Raw genomic sequence first — 18,931 nt, forward strand, 5'->3', positions numbered from 1 at the left:
GTGCTTAAAAACAATTATAGAAAAGAGGAAAGTAAATGAGTTTACTTGAGGTTTCTAATTTATCACATGCTTTTGGAGATAAAGTGCTGTATAAACAGGTTTCTTTGGAAGTCTACAAAGGGGAGCATGTAGGTGTGGTGGGTCAGAATGGAACAGGGAAAAGCACATTAATTGGTATTCTGACGGGCGAGGTGATCCCTGATGGTGGAACGATTAAATGGCAGCCCAATATCAAAATAGGCCATCTTGATCAATACGCGGTTATTGATGGGTCAAGTACAGTTCAAAGTTATTTAAGGCTAGCGTTCACTGAATTATACAAAATGGAAGAAAAGATGAATGCACTTTATGCGGAATGTGCAGTTACTGGCAATGAAGTGCTTTTGCAGAAGGCAGCAGACCTTCAGGAACGACTCGTGGCGCTCAACTATTATTCTATCGAGAGCAATATCAGTAAAGTGGTTACGGGGCTAGGATTAAACGCAATGGGGATGGACCGTCCTATTGATCAGCTTAGTGGGGGGCAGCGAACCAAAGTTATATTGGCAAAGCTGTTGCTTGAACAACCTGATGTGTTATTGCTCGACGAGCCCACCAATTATCTCGACACCACGCATATTAACTGGCTTGCTGAATATCTGATAGCGTTCGATCAAGCCTTCATTGTGGTCTCTCATAACTATGCTTTTCTCGATAAAATATCAACAAGCATTTGCGATATTGAAGGGGAAACGATTAAGAAATATCATGGCAAATATGCTGATTTTTTGAGACAGAAGGAGCATTTTCGCGAGAGCCATATCCGGCAGTACCATGCACAGCAGAAAAAAATTGAAGCCACTGAGCAATATATCCGGAAAAATGGTGCTGGTGTTAATTCTAGAATTGCCCGTGGCCGTCAGAAGCAGCTGGATCGTATGGAGAGAGTCGCTGCACCGACGTTTGTCACTAAAGCATCTATCCGTTTTCAAGAGCTTCCTGTTAATGCACAAGTTGCGCTTAGAGTAGACCATCTGGTGGTTGGTTACGTCAAACCGCTGCTGCCCAAATTAACATTTTCGATTCGAGGAGGACAAAAGATAGTCATTACAGGCTTTAACGGCATCGGAAAATCAACATTGCTGAAAACATTAGTTGGTCAAATCTCCTGTGTTGCCGGGGCTTTCCGCTTTGCCGAACAAGTCTCTATTGGTTACTACGAGCAAGATTTAATTTGGGAAAACGATAACATGACACCTATTGAAATCGTCTCATCGTTTTATCCAAAATTGACTATTAAGGAAATACGTCGTCATCTAGCATTATGTGTTGTAAAAGATAGTCACGTTACACAGCCTATCCGTACACTCAGCGGTGGCGAACAATCTAAAGTTAAGCTGTGTCTTTTATTGCTTACAGCATGTAATTTCTTAATCTTAGATGAGCCCACCAATCACTTAGATGCCGAAACAAAAGATGCTTTACAGAAAGCTTTAATCCAATTTAAAGGTACAGTGATTCTGGTTTCTCATGAGGAGCAATTTTATCAAGGGTGGGTGGATCGTGTAATCAATATTGTGGATGAAAATAGAAATAGAGAACTAAAGTATAGCCATAGATAAGGTTAACTAGTAACATGAAGCTGTTCCAAATTAATACAATCGTCTTCAAATGGCTTCCTGGTTTAAGTGGTTTAAGTGAATATTAAGGAGGGTTCCAATCAGACATGTACATTAATAAATCTTCGTTAGCTCAGTTTGCTCAGGGCAATAAGACCTCAGATGTAACCATGGATAGATATCTTACACAATATTTAGATCTTTACGATAAGGTAGAACCACACGTGCGTGCTTTTGTGCCAGAGGAGAACCGAGCAGATAGAATAAAAAATGAAGTGGCTAGGGTAAGAGAGAAGTATTCAGAAATTCCTAAACCATCGCTATATGGAATACCTGCTGGAATCAAAGATTTAATTCACTTAGATGGGTTGCCTACCCGTGCAGGGTCGAACCTCCCCCCACAAGCTTTGACGAAGTCTGAAGGTAGTTTTATTCAAAAGCTTCGGCAAAAAGGGGTTTGGTTTACCGGCAAAACAGTGACGGAGGAATTTGCTTATGCCGGACCTATCACAACCCGCAATCCTCATCAGCTGGAACATACGCCTGGCGGTTCTAGTGCAGGCTCTGCTGCTGCGGTTGCCGCGGGCATCTGTCCATTTGCGATAGGTACACAAACCTTGCGTTCTGTTATGGCACCTGCTTCATTTTGCGGAGTGGTCGGCTTTAAACCTAGTTATGCGCGTATCCCTATAGATGGTGTCCAATTGATGTCGCCATCTTTTGATACGTTTGGATTTTTCACTCAGGATATGGAGGGTATGGACTTTCTCGCCGCTGAGCTTGTAACGGAATGGAGACCTTTTAAAGAAGCTCGTAAACCTGTACTGGGGATACCCGAAGGTGTATACATGACATTATTGGAGGATGACACCAAGATAACCTTTCAGAAGCAGCTTAAGAAGCTTGAGGAAGCAGGGTTCAGCATAAAAACAGTTGCGATGCCGTGGGAAGATAGCTTTATCTACGGAGATGCCATGGTGCGGTTTGTACATGGAGAAATGGCGCAAGTCCATGATCCACTATTTGATGTTTATAAAGAGCTTTATGATGATACCGTACGGCAGGCTATTTTATCTGGACGAACCATTACTGAGGAAGAACTGGAAGGATATCGTAGCGGACAACTCAAGCTCAGAAATGATCTATTAGATGTGCAGAATTCACAGGGGATTGATCTGTGGGTTTCGCCGGCTCAGGCAGGAACAGCTCCGCTGTGGGGAACACGAACCGGATGGACCGGAATGACAGCCATTTGGTCATATGCTGGAGCGCCTGCGGTGAGTATTCCAGCTGCCACTATAAATAACATGCCATTAGGGTTTCAATGTATCGGGGCATATGGTAGGGATGAAGAGTTAATTTATTGGAGTAAAGTGGTTTCTTTAGCGCTTCAGTGATTCTATGGCTTTAGAAATGGAAGGTGTTAAGTTGAACGATCAAAGTATTGTGTTTCCTGCGTTGCATACAGAAAGAATTGAATTGCGGATTTTAAATCTAGAGGATGCAAATGTAGTCTTTAGACATTTTTCTGATGAAGAAGTAACTAGATATATGGACATTGAGCCCTGCAAAGATCTAAAAGAAGCTGAAGAGATCATTCAGTATCATTTGGACGATTCGGGTTGTAGATGGGGAATGTTCGAAAAAGCGAATAATGAGTTTATCGGCACCTGCGGATATCATTATTTAAGAAGAGTAGGCAATGAATTTACAGCAGAGGTAGGCTATGATTTATCCAGAGCGTTCTGGGGCAAAGGCTACATGTACGAAGTGATGAAAGAGATTATTGATTTGGGATTCTTGAAATTGGGGTTTACTAGTATTGACGCTACAGTTGAGCCAGAGAATGTTAGATCCTTAATGCTGCTAGAGCGATTAGGGTTTGAGCAGGACGCTGAACTTCGTGATCAATTGTTGTATTTTGTTCTAAAACGTAATCGGTAGATTACACAGTAGGTCTTCGTTTTATTTGAAGATCTACTTTTTTTTGTATAAAGTGAGAGTTTTTTAAATAGGGATCGTCTATACAGTATCGTGCTTCAAGGAGGCTTCAGGGTGAAGGGACATGTACCGAAAGTTGAAAAAGAGGATGAGAGGCTATGGATCCAAAATATTCTCGATGGACATAAAGAAGACTATTCGTATCTTGTAAATCGATATAAGAATAAAATTTATGGGCTTATGCGAGGAATGGGAGCCAATCATCAAGATGCACAAGACATAACGCAGGAGACTTTTATTAAAGCTTACCGCAAGCTGGCCTCACATGATTTGGATAAGAATTTTGCGGCGTGGCTATATGCTATCGCTACTAATTTACTGAAGGATTTGTGGAAAAAAGACCGACCAACGGCGAGCTTGCCGGACAACAATGCCGAACATTCTCTTTCAGATAATCCAGAAGAAGAATTAATGCGATCGGAGCATCGCACAGAGCTGCTTCACCTGATGCAGAAGCTCCCGTCTAATTATCGTACGGCTTTACTGCTTCGTTATACCAATGATTTAAGCTACGAAGAAATGTGTATGGTTCTAGATGTTCCATTAAGCAAGATTCAAAATGATTTATACCGGGCTAAACAGCGTTTGAAGCAGCTAATTACACTCCAGGAGGTGAAGACCGATGAGGTGCTTAAATTCCTATGAGATCGAAGAATATATTTTAAGCAAATCTATCTTACGAGATCAAGCCGTAGCTGAACATATGGCAACTTGTACGCATTGTAATATGATCTACGAAGCAGACCTTGAAGAACAAGCAGAATGGTCGCAGGCTATGTATGAAGAGCGCTTACCAGATTCATTTACTGCTCAAGTAATGGCTTCTTTGGAACAAGTAGAGCTAGAGGAATTTACTCCAACACAAAGGAATCGCAAGCATCCGAAGCGCAATAAGTTGCTGAGATTATTTATGGGTGCGGCGTTGTTACTGGTTGTGCTAAGTGCCGTGATCTTATATTCCGTTCCTACACTGGCAGAGACTTTACGTTCTCTTTTTGTAAAAAACAACATGGACATTGGCCTTCTACGAGCACAAGAATTTGGGTTAGTAGAACATCCTAATATTAAGGTGAAGGATAAGGGCTACACTATCAAAATAGATGAAGCGGTGGCAGATCCTACACGGGTAATTGTTGCGTTACAGTTGTTTGGACCGGATGGAAAGCATGATAAAAAACGCTTGGCCCTTAATGATGGGAACAGTATCGCGATTAAGGATGATCAAGGGAAGGTTGTTGGGGAGTTATACGATATAGGATTTACTAGTGACTTTTACTATTTGATCGCTAATTTCACTGAACCTCTGCAAACTGATCGAATTACGGTCGAAGGTCATATTACTGAATTGGGAAGTGAACGCAAGAACATCCCTACTCTTAAAGGCGATTGGAATTTCAATTTTTCGATGGATATGACGGAAGCGAATAAACAAACGACCTCCATGCCACTAACGGGTAGCTACACCTCCCCGGACGGTTTAACTGTGACCTTGAAAAAATTAACTCATATGGTGCAAGGTGTTCGTTTTGAGTTTGATACGCAACTGAGCGAAGAGGCATTGACCCGTTCTCCAGGCGAACTATGGAAGCAACAGGGCTTGAAATTCCATTTTGAGGATACAGCAGGAGAAGAGATTCACAGTGTTAATGCTAGAAAGTTTCCTAATAAGAATAGCGTTATGTCCTACTCTAACATTCCCGGGGCAACAAAGGGACTTATGCACTGGAGCTATACGTTTAAATATTTACCACAGGATACGCCTTATACTTTCGTATTGGATGGATATTTTATCCCAGAGAAGGATGGTTCTAGTGTGCAATTTGAGCCAGCCAAGTTGAAAGAACATCCGATTCCCTTTGCTTTTGACGGGGATGAGCTGATGTTAAATGATTTTATAGTGGAATCGTCTCCCGATAACAATGTATCAGCGAAGGAAGGTGTATTACATTTTAGCGGAAGATTGAAAAATGAATTTATGAATGATGAATGGATGTTCAAGACAATGGATGGCAAGGAATACAAACTCACTAAACAAGGAGCGCATTCTATCAAAGGGGAAGGATGGAAGGATGGTTATATTATAATTGTTCAATCTCAGTCAAATAATCAAAAGAAATATTTCCAATTCCGTGCCGAAGGCCTTACACAAATTCCCGAGCAGCTTCAATTAATACGCACGATAAACAATCGAATGTATACTAATGTAGACTGGTCCGTTCCTATCATGGAAGCTAGCAAAAAAGAGTAAATATAGTTATTTGGTTTCCGGATTGTACAAGCAAATAAGGGGGAATAAGCATCTCATATACTATCACAATCGAAAAGAGGTGGTAGTTTATGACTGCTGCAGAGAAGAGAAAAATTCAAAGAGCTTTGAACGCATTGCGTAAGCAAAGAGTGATTCTGAAAGAAAGTCTTAAAAGAATTGAAGCCATTCTTTGCAGGTTGCCTATTGGCAGTCGTGAAAGATTTGAATTGTTAGCAGTAAGAGACTCAATAGTAGAAGCGCTTCGACTAAATGCAATTGCCATTAGAAATTTAAAAGATGCTACTTGTTCTTGTTAATTACCCTAATACCAGTTCTACGCAGCTTTTGCGTGGAGCTGGTTTTTTTGAAATAATAAGATTCACACTATCCGTTATGATACTATAAACTTAATATGTCGATAACGTAAAAAAGAGAGGAAACCATTTATGACCAACAAATTATACTACAATTCAACATACCTGACTGATTGGCAAACCCGTGTGACTGAAACCATAGAACGAGAAGATGGTCTTTATGTTCTTTTGGAGGAGACGGCTTTTTATCCGCATGGTGGTGGACAACCCTGTGATCTAGGATCTATTCAGGGAATTCCTGTGCTTGATGTAATCAGTGAGGAAGAGCTTGTACTACATAAGCTGGAACGTTTACCTAATGATGAATCGGTAGCTTGCCAGCTCGATTGGAATAGAAGATTTGACCATATGCAGCAGCATAGTGGCCAGCATTTGCTCTCAGCGGTTTGTCTAGAAAAACATAACTTTATGACCTTAAGCTTTCATTTAGGTGAGGATTATTGCACCATTGATATAGAAGTGCCAGAACTGAATGCTGGTCAACTGTCCTCGATAGAGAGAGAAGTTAATCGGCAGATTTACTTAAATCACAATATTCTCAGCTATTTCGTAACAGGGGAAGAGGCTTCACAGCTTAAATTGGTTAAACAGCCAAAAGTGACAGAGAACATCAGGATTGTTGAGATCAAAGATGTTGAATACAACGCTTGTGGGGGGACACATGTGTCCTCAACAGGTGAAATTGGAATGATTAAGCTTCTGAAAGCTGAAAAAATAAAAGGGAATACGCGGATTTATTTTAAATGTGGATACCGGGCTTTAGAGGAATTTAATACCAGTCAGCAAATCCTTGGTACACTATCTTCCAAATTCAATACAGGCAAAGATGAAATTATCGATCGAATTGAAAAATGGGAAAATGAACAAAAGCTTCTGCAAGCTGAAATTAACCTGCTTAAAGAAAAAAATGACGACTATGTCGTGCAAGAGCTTTTAAATGAGCAAGCGGGAAAGATAATCGCACAAGTATTTGAGGATAAATCGCTAAAAGATCTACAGAGCTTAGCTAATAAGCTGACTTCGAAATGTGATCTTCCTGTATTATTAGCTACTTCTGCGGAGAATAAGGTTGTGTTTGCGCAGAATGGGAGCCTGGAGATTTCCTGTGGAGCTTTTTTCAAAGCTCATCTAGGCAGCTACAACGGTAAAGGCGGGGGCAGCGATAAACTGGCGCAAGCAGGATTCCCAACTCGGGAGGATGCTTTGGCTTTTTATGAGTTTGCTAGAGGGTGAAATGAAACTTTTTCCATTATCTTCCGTCTAATTACATATGATTATAATGTCGAAGGAGACGGATAGAAATGAATAAATGGAAAGTAACGCTAGGGATCTTTGCTGTTTTGATTTTAAGTACTGGGTATGGATCGGCATCTGCGCAAGCAGACAAGCAAATTCAATTCAACTATAAAGAAATTGGAATCAGCAGTAAACAAGTCATCGCGGAGAATACAACTTTTGTACCTTTGAAATCACTTGCAGATGCTATGGGTTATACGTTATCGTGGGATCAAAAATTAAAAACGGCCAAGCTGGTACGTCCAGAGCGTGAAGTCATCTTCACTGCGGGTGCTACAACGTCAAAAGTGAACGGGGGAGCGATGGGATTAACAAAATCTCCACGTATCATAAAAGGTTCGTTGTACGTGCCATTGGTCTCTGCGGTCAGTGTACTTGGGGGTAAAGCGGGGCTAAATAAAACGGATGGAATTATCCACATCGTTGATGAACCTAGATTTGTTGCCGCTTCTGTAGAAGGAAGATCCTATTGGATATCTCAAAAAAACGGTGATTTATATTACCGGGCTACAGCAGCTGGGAAACCAGTAATTATTGGCCAACTACCGCTCAAGGGATCCGCTTACAATCATGGATTTGAGATCAAGAAATTTGGAAATGGCAAGTACTTGCTCCAGTTAACAGACAATCACTATGCTATGTTTAATGATTTCAGCAACAGCTATCAGGTACTAGTTCAAGCAGGTACAATAATTCAGCAAATGGATTATCATTATATGATCTCTGCTTATCCTCATGCGCCTCAAGTGCCCTCCACTCAGGTGTATATGACCGATGGGAAGAACGTTCAGTATATTACTAAGGATGGCGGTTTGGGCAAGTTGTTTGAGATGGAGAAATTAACCGGGGCAACCGGTGATTTCATAGTGGAGTACGCCGCGGAGGATGTGGCACTCGTTCGCTTATTAGATACAACACAATTATATATTGTCTACAGCAGTACAGGAGAAATCGTCAATCTCAGTGAACAACTGATTACTAGTGAGGATCGTAAAGAATGGGATAAAGTAAATGATGGCAGAGATCAATACATTCTGAGCAGAATGTTAGGGATGAAAAGCCGTAAGGGGAATGTACTGACCTTCACCTACACGCCAATCCTTGAGGAAAAAGCAAAAACAGTGACATATACACTTCAAGCGAAATAATTCGGAATCACATCAATATAATTAGTACAAAAAAAGAGCGATGTTGAACATCGCTCTTTTTTATGTATTTATGATTATTTCGTCGTCATCATACTTCCACCCTTAATCTGAACGGGTTGATCATTTATAGATACCCAAACATCTATGGCAGAATTGTTGCGGATAATCGTTTTGTCGGCACTTAATTTCAGTGAATACAGGGCAGTGACATAATCATAAATCTCAATATTAGTAGCGTACCAAATATCTGTATGTCCACCTGCTTGTTGGCAAAAGGTTTCGATTAGCTCCCAATTGTTCTGCTGTGCGAACTCATAGCTATGGCCCCAAACATAACAGAGTCTTAGTTTCTGGGAGGGTCCTTCCATTGTGAATCGCTCCCAAACCTGATGCAGATCTTCAATATGGTGGCAGGTTGGATGCCATTCCATGAAATTAAGAGGCATATCAAATTGTTTAGTAGAGTGAACAGTGCGGCTGTATTCAATTCCTACGGACTGAAGTGGTGCAATTATCTCCTGAGAGTATGTACCGTAGGGGTAGGACATGCCTCGCACTGGATAATCCACCAGCTTTTCCAATCGTTTACGGTCTTCGAACAGCTCTTCAATTACCATCGGTAAAGGAAGACGCTCTAGATGTGGGTGAGTAACGGAATGGGCGGACACTTCATGATTCCTGAGCGAATGCTTAACATCAGCGGGCGATAAGAACCCAGGTGCATTGATCATTGCACTATTTAAATGGAAGGTCCCTTTGATTCCATATTGATCAAAAATACCAGCCAAGCGGATATCGTGTTTCTGGCCGTCATCATAGCTCATAGTGAGCGCCTTAGATAATCCGCCTGGGAATAAGTTGAATTGAAGTTTCATGAATTCACACTCCTATAATTTGGTAATCTCGAAATTACTTCTTCCAATTATAAACAATTAACGTTATAATCAGATTCCACGTTTAAAAAGGAAAGAGTTTTCAGTGAAAAATATACACTTAAGGAGAGATGCTATCTGCCTGACTTTCTCTACGTTGTAAAACTGCTCTATGTAAAAGACAAAAGAAACTCACTTTTATATTTTATCACTAACCTGCTGAGCCCACCAATTCTATTTGCAGAGCTGTTCATAACGAAATATGTGGTTGACCTCATTCAGAACTTCACGACTAACGCCTACCTACATATCTTACTATTGGTAAGTTCACTGATGTTAATTTTATATCTGGCTGGCATCAATGGTTCTCTTCGAGCCATTTCTGTAACCAATTTAACGGCAACCAGTATTTATGAACTGGAACATAGTATTTTGGCTAAGACCTCTAAATTATCGACGGCTTTATTGGAAGACCCCGCAACAAAAACGATTAGAGAAAAAGCAAAACGGCTTTCCCTGATCGATTTATTAGATCAATGGACCGGAGTGACAATCCACTTTATAACATTAATCGCACTAATCGTAGTTCTATCCTGTTATGGCTTTTATATCCTGGCAGTGTTCATTTTAGTTGTACAAATTCTGCAGCTTTACCTCATGAGATGGATGTCTCGGAAAGTAGAGGCCATTTCAGCGAATCAAACCTCCTCTGTACGAATGATTAATTATATCGTTGATTTGCTGGTTAGTAGAAATACCCTCCCGGAAGTAAGAATGTACGGAATGTCCTCCTACTTGGTTACCACAATGAAAGAAATCTTCAATGGAAATTTCAAACAAATGCACCGAAAAGTTATTTTATCTGAGACCTTAAGCTTCTCCCAAAGTATAATAATGACTTTATTAAACGGGCTTACGATTGCTATTTTAGCAATTACGCTTGGAGGTAGCGGGCAGAGCGCCGGACTTTTCGTATTATTACTTCAGATATCTAGTCAATTATTTATTGTCATTCCTGCACTAACAAGGATGTATTCTGATCTGACCAAAAGTCGCTTGCGCTTCAATGAGTATAGTGCGTATTTGGAACTTGAAGAGCAAGTTCAAAGAGATCCGGAAGATTCCATAAGGAATACCGATGCGATGCAGATCACAATTCAGCAGTTGAATTATCGTTATGCAACCAATGCAGAGGACACGCTTAAAAATATAAACATGATCCTCAAACCTGGTGAACGAGTTGCTTTTGTAGGTGAGAATGGTTCAGGAAAATCCACGCTCATCAAGCTGATAGCAGGGTTATATCATCCAACAGCGGGAAACATCCAGTGGTTTAATGGAGAGCAGGAAGTTCTGGCTCATAACGTCACAAAGGGTGTGAGAGTTGTATTTCAGGATTTCACTAAATTACATAGACCAATTCGAGAAAACATAGCCATGGGGAATATTGCTGCCATGTATGACGATTCAAGATTATTAGCTGCGATGAGAAAAGCAGAAGCTGATTCCTATGGTGTTGCGTTGGACACTTTAGTAGGTCCACAGTTTGGGGGGATCGATCTGTCTGGTGGACAATGGCAAAGACTTGCGATTGCACGTGCTTATCTCAACAACGGCTCGCTTACGATTTTTGATGAACCTACTGCAGCCCTCGATCCTTACGCGGAACAGCAGGCGTTTGAAACCTTTATGAAATTAGGAGAGCAGCAGACCTCCATTATTGTGACACATCGGCTATATATGTCCAAATTTGTTGATAGAATTTTTCTGTTTGAGCATGGACAAATCGTTGAAAGTGGAACACATGAAGAATTAATGATTTTGGATGGTAAGTACAGGGGAATGTTTAACCGCCAGTCCTCTTTATATGGCTGAGAAAGGAGAGATTCTGCTGAGAAGAGACCTTAAGAATATTTTAACGATACTGGCACGGATGATTGGAATAAGTCCAGTAATCTCAACAATAACGATCATAGTTCCTATAATCAGTGGATTATTAACTTTTTACTCGTATTCTGTTCAAGTTCATATCATTAATGCAGTAGCTGCTGGTGCGATAACCTTTATTCCGATTCTACGGTTTGTTTTAATTCATGGAGTACAAGCCTGTTCATTGAGTATAACCAACATAATGAAAAGTCGAATGAATGCGGAACTAACTCTCGCTTTCCAATCCGAGCTGATAGATATTGCAAACCAAGTTGACTTTGAGGATTTTGATGATGAAGAGTTTGGGAACAAGCTGCAAAGAGCTAAAACAATAGTTGGAGAAGATTTAGAGGGAATTACTGGTTTTTTGGTGTCCAGTGTAGGAAATATCTCAGGACTTATAAGTATCATCTGGTTATCGGCTACAAGTGGATATTTTTTAGTCACACTGGTGGTGGGTTTAATGATCGTATCTACTTTATCTTTTCGAATGTTTACTGAGATTAAAGTTAGAAGAACAGGGCGAGAGCTTACTTTTGACGGAAGAATGGGGGATTATCTAGCTGTAACTTTGGAAGATCCTAATGCGATTAGGGAAATGCGAATCTATAACTCTATCTCCTATTTTACGGATCTCTGGGCAAAGCTTATGAAGAAGCAGCATGATAAAAGGTATAGTGCGAGGAAATTCGAAATCAAAACAGGGATGATTGTGGCTATGGTTCAGACGAGTGCTATTTTTATCGTATTGGTCTATCTGTTAAGTAAAATGGGGGAGTCAAATACAGTTACTGTGGGGACAATCTCAGTATTATTTCTGGCTTTGTTAACTTGTGGTGGTAAAATCATGAGTTTGACCTGGCCGCTAAGCAAGCTTTACATCAGCAGCAGTAAATTATATGACTTAAATGAAGTGCTTACCTATAAAAATAGAGATTTTCGAAAAAATAATATCAATAACAGCTCTGAAGCTATGCTTCCTATTACCGTTTCAAATGTCTATTTTAAATACGCCAAATCCAGTAAGTATGTTTTATCTAACATCAATATGGTCATAAAGCCCGGTGAGAAAATAGCCATCGTTGGAGAAAATGGAGCAGGAAAGTCTACCTTGATCAAATTGTTATTAGGGCAGTACACTGCTAGTTCTGGATCTATTTACTGGAAAGACAGTCCAGAACCTCAAGGTAAAGTATCCGTCGTGTACCAGCATTCTATTAAATTCGAAATGACACTAAGAGAAAACATCCTGTTGGGGGATGCCAAATCTTCGCCGGACGATGTGAAAATACTAAGTATTCTGGAAAAATGTGAGCTGATGGATTTGTTTTACGAATTAGGGGGACTAGATGTAAGGTTAGGTCAAATGCTTGAAGGAAGCAGGCAGCTATCAGGCGGACAGTGGCAAAAGCTGGCGATAGCGCGTGCGTTATATAATGATGCGGATCTTATAGTGTTTGACGAACCTACTTCTGCGATTGATCCGAATGCTGAGATGCAGATCTATACACAATTATTAGATATCTGCCAAGATAAAGCTGCGATCTTCATTTCACATAGACTGGGCTGGGCGAAAAATGTTGATACGATCTATGTTATTGATAATGGAAGTATAGCTGAAGTGGGGCAGCATCAAGACTTAATAAATAATAAAGGGATTTATGCAGATATGTACGCTTTACAATCATCTTGGTATAACTAAAAATGCTTAGCATTGTAGTTTTTACCTTAATTATATCCATGAGGTTTACTAAAAAAATCCACAGCAAATTTCCGGAAATGTATAGCTGCTTGCGATAAAAAGTGCTTTCTGCTCCATGCGATGCCAAAAGAGCGTTGACATAGCGGATCTGTTATTTTTAATTGAACAATTTCGGTATTTTGACTTCTTCTGCCTAAGGAGAGAGGGAGGGTGAAGGTGATTCCTAGTCCCATTTCTACTAGGGTTTGAATGGCGCTTACTTCTTCAAGCTCGAACGTAATTTGAGGTTCAAATCCAGCTTGTCGGCAAAATTCATCTGAAATTTCACGGAAATTATATCTAGAAGATAAAGAAATGAAATTCTCACCTGCTGCTTCTATCAAAGAAATACTCTTTCGATCAGCAAAGCGATGATTCTTGGGCACAGTCAAACATAATTCTTCTTCTGCTAAGGTAAGCCACTCGATATCTGGTCCGGTAACAGGTGTAGATGATATGCAAAAATCAATCGCTGCACTCTCTAAATCATTTCTCATTTCTAACGCAGAGCCAAGCTGGCGTTGGATGATCCGTACATGCGGATGAAGGGTAAGAAATTCTTTTAGTAAAGTGGGCAATACATACGGGAGTGTGGCCGCAATGGAAATTACTCCATGTTCAAGTCCAGCCATATCTGTGAGCTCACGCTGTCCTTCTTCAAGTTCCATAAAAGCTTGCTCGACGCGTTGCAGATAGGTTTTGCCGAATTCGTTCAATTTTATATTTCTGCCTTGTCGCTCGAATAAGGGAACACCTAAGTTTTTCTCTAAACGCTGTATGGAATTACTAAGGGAGGGCTGAGATACATTTAATTCTTTTGCGGCCTTAGTCATGTGTTCATGGCGTGCAACTGCCTGAAAATATTGAAGCTGAAGGAATTCCATAACAAAAACCTCACTTTACTTATAACTCTAATGTGATCTATCGATCATATAATATGTATTTTACTTAATTAATTTTCAGTCCTATACTATTGTAACATATAAAAAGTTATAGGTAGGATGGAGAGAGTCTGTTGTGATTAGAGAGAAAATATGGACCCGGAATTTTATTGTTGTTTGCTTAAGTAGTTTTTTTATGTTCCTGACCTTTTACATTCTGGCAACTGCATTCCCGTTATACGTAAAGGAAAGTTTGCACGGGAATCAGCAGCAAATGGGGTTAGCGATTACTATCTATGTAATAGGGGGAGTATTGATCCGTCCTTTTTCGGGACAATGGGTCGATAAATTCGGTAAAAAGAAAATGGCGGTTATTGGCCTAACCATTTTTCTAATCGCCTGTATTGGTTACTTCGGATCTAATGGAATTGTATTATTCCTGGTGATTCGTTTCCTACACGGAATGAGTTATGCTGTTGCCTCTACAGCTACAAGTACAATAGCCTCGACGCTAATTCCTTATTCACGTCAAGGAGAAGGCATCGGTTATTTTAGCATGTTTATGAGCATTGCTATGGTCATTGGACCCGCATTGGGGCTTTTTCTCTGGAAAGATGAGAATATTAATGTATTACTGTTAGGTGTATGTGTGATTGCTGCTCTTTCGCTGTTATTCACGTTAGGTGTTCGGATGCCAAAAGAAGATAAGGCTAACGTTATTGAAGCTATTAAGGAACCTGCGAAGACGCGAAAAGGGCTCCGCTGGAGAGACGTAATCGAGCCAAAAGCCTTGCCGATTTCACTTGTCGGATTTACACTTGCTTTTTCCTATAGCTCATTGTCTGGATTTATAGCTTCTTTTACGAAAGAAATTCATCAATCACAGCTTACTGGTTATTTTTTTGTGGCTTTTGCAATTATGATTGTATTGTTTCGTCCGGTTATAGGTAAAGTATTCGATAAATATAATGAGCATATTCTCATCTATCCCGGAATTCTTATCTTCGCCGTTGGATTGCTTAGTTTAAGTCAAGCTCGGTCTGGTTTGATGTTAATGATGTCTGGTGTCATTATGGGAATTGGATATGGTGCACTTATGCCATGTTTCCAGACTCTTGCGCTTAAATTAGCGGCTAAAGATCGTAGAGGTAGTGCGAATGGGACCTTTTTCTTGTTATTTGATTTGGGTTATGGAGCGGGCTCCTATTTCATGGGTTTAATTGCTTCTTATACGGATTACCGAATGATGTATGAGGTTGCAGGGGGAGTAACACTTCTTTCTCTTGCTGCGTACTATTTGCTCCATCATGTACCTCAGGCCAAAGCTAAGCTGCACATACAAAAATCAAATATAGACGTTGTATAAATAGATGGTCTTGGCTGTATGATATAATTATCAGAAAAAATATGGGGAGAACTGTATGACTACTATCATTGATAAAATTGCATGGATTCATATTCAGAATGGACAAGTTTTGTGTGCGCGTTCCACAGGGAAAGATACCTATTATTTGCCTGGAGGAAAAAGAGAAGCTGGAGAAACAGACGAGGAGACGCTCGTGCGCGAAATCGAGGAAGAGATCTCTGTTCGTATTAAACCAGAAACCATCTCCTATTTTGGAACCTTTGAAGCGGAAGCTCACGGTAAAGAGGAAGGCGTAATAGTTAAAATGACATGTTATATCGCGGATTTTGAAGGTTCACTTAGTCCTGCGTCGGAAATTGATGAGTTATCCTGGTTATCTTATAAGGATCGAAATCGAGTTTCAGTCGTTACACAGATCATTTTTGATCAATTGCATGAGCATAAATTACTTTCCTAATCTACAATTTAAAGTTCTGAAAGCCCGTTTTAAGCCTAAGAGATGGCTTGAGGCGGTCTTTTTTTTGAAAATATACGAAAGGCTTATAGGGGCAACAACATCGTTTATTTTGGTTTAGGACAGATGTCCTTTTTTAAAGGCCTGAATTGCTTTTTAATATGTAAGAGATCGAAGTTGAGGAGAGAGAGAAATGAGAGGAATTATATTTGCGTTTTTAGCGGGGGCTTGTATCACTCTGCAAGGAGTATCTAATGCTCGAATTAGTCAAGATATTGGGACTTGGCAAGCTGCGACAATTACACAGCTAACTGGGTTTATAATGTCCTTATTAATCCTGCTATTCGTCCGAGATGGCAAATCACAGGGCTTTAAACAGGTAAAACCTTTATATTTGATTGGCGGCGCCTTTGCCGCAGTCATTATTTTCAGTGAGGTAACAGCTATTCAGCAGATTGGTGTAACGTTTACGATATCCACATTGCTGATTGCTCAGCTATGCTTGACCTTCATCATCGATATTAAAGGCTGGTTCGGGATGGAAAAACGAAAGATGAGACTGCCACAATTTATCGGTATCGCGTTAATGATTGCTGGCGTCGTGATCCTGAAATTCTAAATGATCCTGATGGACAATCGATAAATGGAGGAGTGAAGTTATGATTATAGGTTTGATATTAGCGCTTATGGCGGGCTCACTAGTGAGCCTGCAAAATATATTTAATACGAAGGTTAATGAGAAGGTTGGATCTTGGGCTACAACGACATTAGTGTTAGGCATGGGATTTCTGGCTTCTTTTATCATGAGTCTTATCTTTGAAGGCAACCGTATATTTACTTTGCGAAACATGGAGCCCTGGTATTGGATCAGCGGATTGATCGGAGTGGGAGTTGTAATCTGTCTCGTGCAAGGGACCAAGCGGCTTGGACCAACCTATGCGATCTCTATCGTGTTAATCTCTCAGCTTGGATTCGCTTTATTGTGGGATTCCCTCGGCTGGTTAGGGCTTGAGAAGGTTCCTTTCACTTGGAAGCAGTTGGTCGGAGTACTTGTGATTGTTGGCGGTATTCTAGTGTTTAAGCTAGGCGGTGCCCGGGAGACTCAAAAGTCGGCTTAAATCAATCCTCTAAATAGAGCTAATAAATTTGTAAGCGTGGACCCATAGGGTTCATGCTTTTTTTTGTTATGAATAACCTATTCTCGGACGCATGACTGTCAAATTAGAAGTGATGGCAGTCACACGAGAGGAGAAGAAAATCGATTTATACTTTGCCAAAGCAGTAAATCTGGAGCATAGAAGGAAAGGAGAAATTATCTAATGTCGGGAGCGGAATTGTTAGTAGACTTGTTATTGAGGAAAGGTGTTTCAACGATTTTTGGTTACCCCGGTGGGGCCGTACTGCCTGTATATGATGCATTGTTCGATTGTGAAGGATTAGAGCATATTTTAGTACGGCATGAACAGGCTGCAGTACATGCCGCAGATGGTTACGCGAGAGCGACAGGAAGTGTAGGCGTTACACTCGTAACTAGTGGTCCTGGAGCCACCAATGCTATAACTGGAATAGCGACAGCTTTTATGGACTCCATTCCACTGATTGTACTAACTGGTCAGGTCCCCACGGATATGATTGGATTAGACAGCTTTCAGGAGGTTGATATTTATGGCATGACCATGTCCATCACGAAGCATAATTACATAGTAATGAATAAGAGTGATCTCCCACGCATCATTGATGAAGCTTTTTATTTGGCAACTACAGGACGTCCTGGCCCTGTTCTTATTGATCTGCCTAAAAATGTTATGATGGACACAACTCCAATAATATACGAAATTTCCGAACAACAATCATTTGTTTCTATTCGTGGATATTCAGTTGCTAATCAGTCTAATGGGAATGACTTGGATACGATGGCGGAGAAACTTCGGAATGCTGCCAGACCCTTACTATTGATCGGCGGGGGATGTGTAGCAGGTGAAACCCCTTCCTTATTGCTTAATTTGGCAGAACGTCTCGATCTTCCAGTTGCTTCTACTCTGATGGGTATAGGGGCGTTTCCATCTGATCATCCATTGCACTTAGGAATGGTAGGTATGCATGGAACGGTGGCCGCGAACCGCGCTATACAAGCAGCTGATGTTCTAGTTTGTCTAGGCGTCAGATTTAGTGATCGTGTAACAGGAAAACGCAGAGCGTTCTCTCCTCATTCGTATAAAATCCAAGTGGACATAGATGAAGCTGAATTTGATAAAAATATAGAGATGGATCTAGCTCTTTGTGATTCTATAACAAACGTATTACAGGAAATGCTTAATCGCTTATCAGATAGAAAGATTCCTGAATGGCATGACCAGATCAATGAATGGAGCAGATGTCCAATTCAACCATTTAGAGATCATCATGAATCGAGATTGACACCTCAAGACGTTATTCGGTACGTTGATCATGCAACTGTCTCCGATGCTATTATTTCCACGGATGTAGGACAACATCAAATCTGGACAGCACATCACTATAATTTTAAAAAGCCGCGTACCTTTCTAACCTCTGGAGGATTGGGTACTATGGGTTACGGGTTTCCTGCAGCTATTGGAGCAGCAGTTGCTTTTCCGGAACGGCAGGTTGTATGTATAAGTGGGGATGGAAGCTTTCAAATGAATATGCAGGAAATCATGACAGCTGTAGATTTGCAGCTCAATGTAAAAGTAGTTATTTTGAAAAATGGTTATTTAGGAATGGTGCGTCAGTGGCAGGAACTATTCTTGAACAAAAGATACTCAGCCGTACAGATTAGTTCACCTGACTTTGCCGCACTCGCTAAATCCTTTGGTGCACAAGGTTATCAAGCCAGCACTAAAGAAGAGGCTAAAGCCATAATCCAACATGCTATGAATACCGAAGGTCCTGCTATTATGGAATTTGATGTCATCGAAGAAACAAATGTCTATCCAATTGTCCCGCCTGGGGCAAGCAACGATGAATCGATTGAAGGGTAGTCTAAATTACAAAATAAGGAGTAG

17 protein-coding genes are annotated in these 18,931 nt (G+C 40.6%); 15 read left to right on the forward strand and 2 right to left on the reverse strand.

Annotated features, from left to right (window positions below; genetic code table 11):
- Positions 1 to 35 precede the first annotated feature (35 nt).
- From NYE35_RS15215 to NYE35_RS15250, 8 genes are all read left to right on the forward strand, one after another.
- Positions 36 to 1,601 carry an ABC-F family ATP-binding cassette domain-containing protein gene (locus tag NYE35_RS15215; protein ID WP_341121515.1) on the forward strand — a complete coding sequence of 522 codons (1,566 nt, stop codon included), beginning with the start codon at positions 36 to 38 and terminating at the stop codon, positions 1,599 to 1,601.
- 104 nt (positions 1,602 to 1,705) lie between these two features.
- Positions 1,706 to 2,995 (forward strand): amidase, encoded by a 1,290-nt coding sequence (locus tag NYE35_RS15220; protein ID WP_341121517.1) that lies wholly within the window; start codon positions 1,706 to 1,708, stop codon positions 2,993 to 2,995.
- A gap of 31 nt (positions 2,996 to 3,026) precedes the next feature.
- Positions 3,027 to 3,542, forward strand: a complete 516-nt coding sequence (locus tag NYE35_RS15225) for a GNAT family N-acetyltransferase (protein WP_341121519.1) — start codon at positions 3,027 to 3,029, stop codon at positions 3,540 to 3,542.
- Positions 3,543 to 3,653: 111 nt separating this feature from the next.
- Positions 3,654 to 4,244 carry an RNA polymerase sigma factor gene (locus tag NYE35_RS15230; protein ID WP_076105626.1) on the forward strand — a complete coding sequence of 197 codons (591 nt, stop codon included), beginning with the start codon at positions 3,654 to 3,656 and terminating at the stop codon, positions 4,242 to 4,244.
- Entirely contained in the window at positions 4,222 to 5,847 is a 1,626-nt protein-coding gene (locus NYE35_RS15235; protein ID WP_341121522.1) for a DUF4179 domain-containing protein, read from the forward strand. Before NYE35_RS15230 ends, NYE35_RS15235 begins: the two co-directional genes overlap by 23 nt.
- Before the next feature lie 89 nt (positions 5,848 to 5,936).
- Positions 5,937 to 6,164: a hypothetical protein gene (locus NYE35_RS15240; RefSeq protein WP_036678084.1), complete on the forward strand. Its 228-nt coding sequence runs from the start codon at positions 5,937 to 5,939 to the stop codon at positions 6,162 to 6,164.
- Positions 6,165 to 6,293: 129 nt separating this feature from the next.
- Positions 6,294 to 7,454: an alanyl-tRNA editing protein gene (locus NYE35_RS15245; protein WP_038570821.1), complete on the forward strand. Its 1,161-nt coding sequence runs from the start codon at positions 6,294 to 6,296 to the stop codon at positions 7,452 to 7,454.
- 68 nt (positions 7,455 to 7,522) lie between these two features.
- The gene (locus tag NYE35_RS15250) at positions 7,523 to 8,665 is read left to right on the forward strand and encodes a copper amine oxidase N-terminal domain-containing protein (RefSeq protein WP_038570823.1); all 1,143 of its coding nucleotides are present in this window, start codon (positions 7,523 to 7,525) and stop codon (positions 8,663 to 8,665) included.
- Positions 8,666 to 8,739: 74 nt separating this feature from the next.
- On the opposite strand, the gene NYE35_RS15255 is transcribed toward NYE35_RS15250, so the two are convergent.
- Positions 8,740 to 9,540, reverse strand: coding sequence for a polysaccharide deacetylase family protein (locus NYE35_RS15255; protein WP_076105627.1), 801 nt, complete (start codon positions 9,538 to 9,540; stop codon positions 8,740 to 8,742).
- A gap of 330 nt (positions 9,541 to 9,870) precedes the next feature.
- On the opposite strand from NYE35_RS15255, the gene NYE35_RS15260 reads away from it, so the two are divergent.
- The gene (locus NYE35_RS15260) at positions 9,871 to 11,412 is read left to right on the forward strand and encodes an ABC transporter ATP-binding protein (protein WP_076105628.1); all 1,542 of its coding nucleotides are present in this window, start codon (positions 9,871 to 9,873) and stop codon (positions 11,410 to 11,412) included.
- On the forward strand, positions 11,405 to 13,168 hold the full coding sequence (locus NYE35_RS15265) for an ABC transporter ATP-binding protein (protein WP_341121523.1): 1,764 nt from the start codon (positions 11,405 to 11,407) through the stop codon (positions 13,166 to 13,168). Before NYE35_RS15260 ends, NYE35_RS15265 begins: the two co-directional genes overlap by 8 nt.
- 26 nt (positions 13,169 to 13,194) lie before the next feature.
- Here the strand turns inward: NYE35_RS15265 and NYE35_RS15270 are convergent, their stop codons facing one another.
- Positions 13,195 to 14,091, reverse strand: a complete 897-nt coding sequence (locus NYE35_RS15270; RefSeq protein WP_076141662.1) for a LysR family transcriptional regulator — start codon at positions 14,089 to 14,091, stop codon at positions 13,195 to 13,197.
- A gap of 133 nt (positions 14,092 to 14,224) precedes the next feature.
- On the opposite strand from NYE35_RS15270, the gene NYE35_RS15275 reads away from it, so the two are divergent.
- The 5 genes from NYE35_RS15275 to ilvB all read left to right on the forward strand — a co-directional run bounded on the left by NYE35_RS15275 (position 14,225) and on the right by ilvB (position 18,907).
- Positions 14,225 to 15,454 (forward strand): MFS transporter, encoded by a 1,230-nt coding sequence (locus NYE35_RS15275; protein WP_339211983.1) that lies wholly within the window; start codon positions 14,225 to 14,227, stop codon positions 15,452 to 15,454.
- 55 nt (positions 15,455 to 15,509) lie between these two features.
- Positions 15,510 to 15,911, forward strand: a complete 402-nt coding sequence (locus tag NYE35_RS15280) for an NUDIX hydrolase (RefSeq protein WP_036678067.1) — start codon at positions 15,510 to 15,512, stop codon at positions 15,909 to 15,911.
- 190 nt (positions 15,912 to 16,101) lie between these two features.
- Positions 16,102 to 16,527, forward strand: a complete 426-nt coding sequence (locus NYE35_RS15285) for a DMT family transporter (protein WP_036678064.1) — start codon at positions 16,102 to 16,104, stop codon at positions 16,525 to 16,527.
- A gap of 40 nt (positions 16,528 to 16,567) precedes the next feature.
- Positions 16,568 to 17,026 (forward strand): DMT family transporter, encoded by a 459-nt coding sequence (locus NYE35_RS15290; RefSeq protein WP_094901328.1) that lies wholly within the window; start codon positions 16,568 to 16,570, stop codon positions 17,024 to 17,026.
- Positions 17,027 to 17,227: 201 nt separating this feature from the next.
- Positions 17,228 to 18,907, forward strand: a complete 1,680-nt coding sequence (gene ilvB, locus NYE35_RS15295) for a biosynthetic-type acetolactate synthase large subunit (RefSeq protein WP_094901326.1) — start codon at positions 17,228 to 17,230, stop codon at positions 18,905 to 18,907.
- The last annotated feature ends 24 nt before the right edge of the window (positions 18,908 to 18,931 follow it).

Origin of the sequence: Paenibacillus sp. FSL L8-0494 (assembly GCF_038003695.1) — a bacterium.
Taxonomy (GTDB): Bacteria; Bacillota; Bacilli; order Paenibacillales; family Paenibacillaceae; genus Paenibacillus_AQ; species Paenibacillus_AQ odorifer.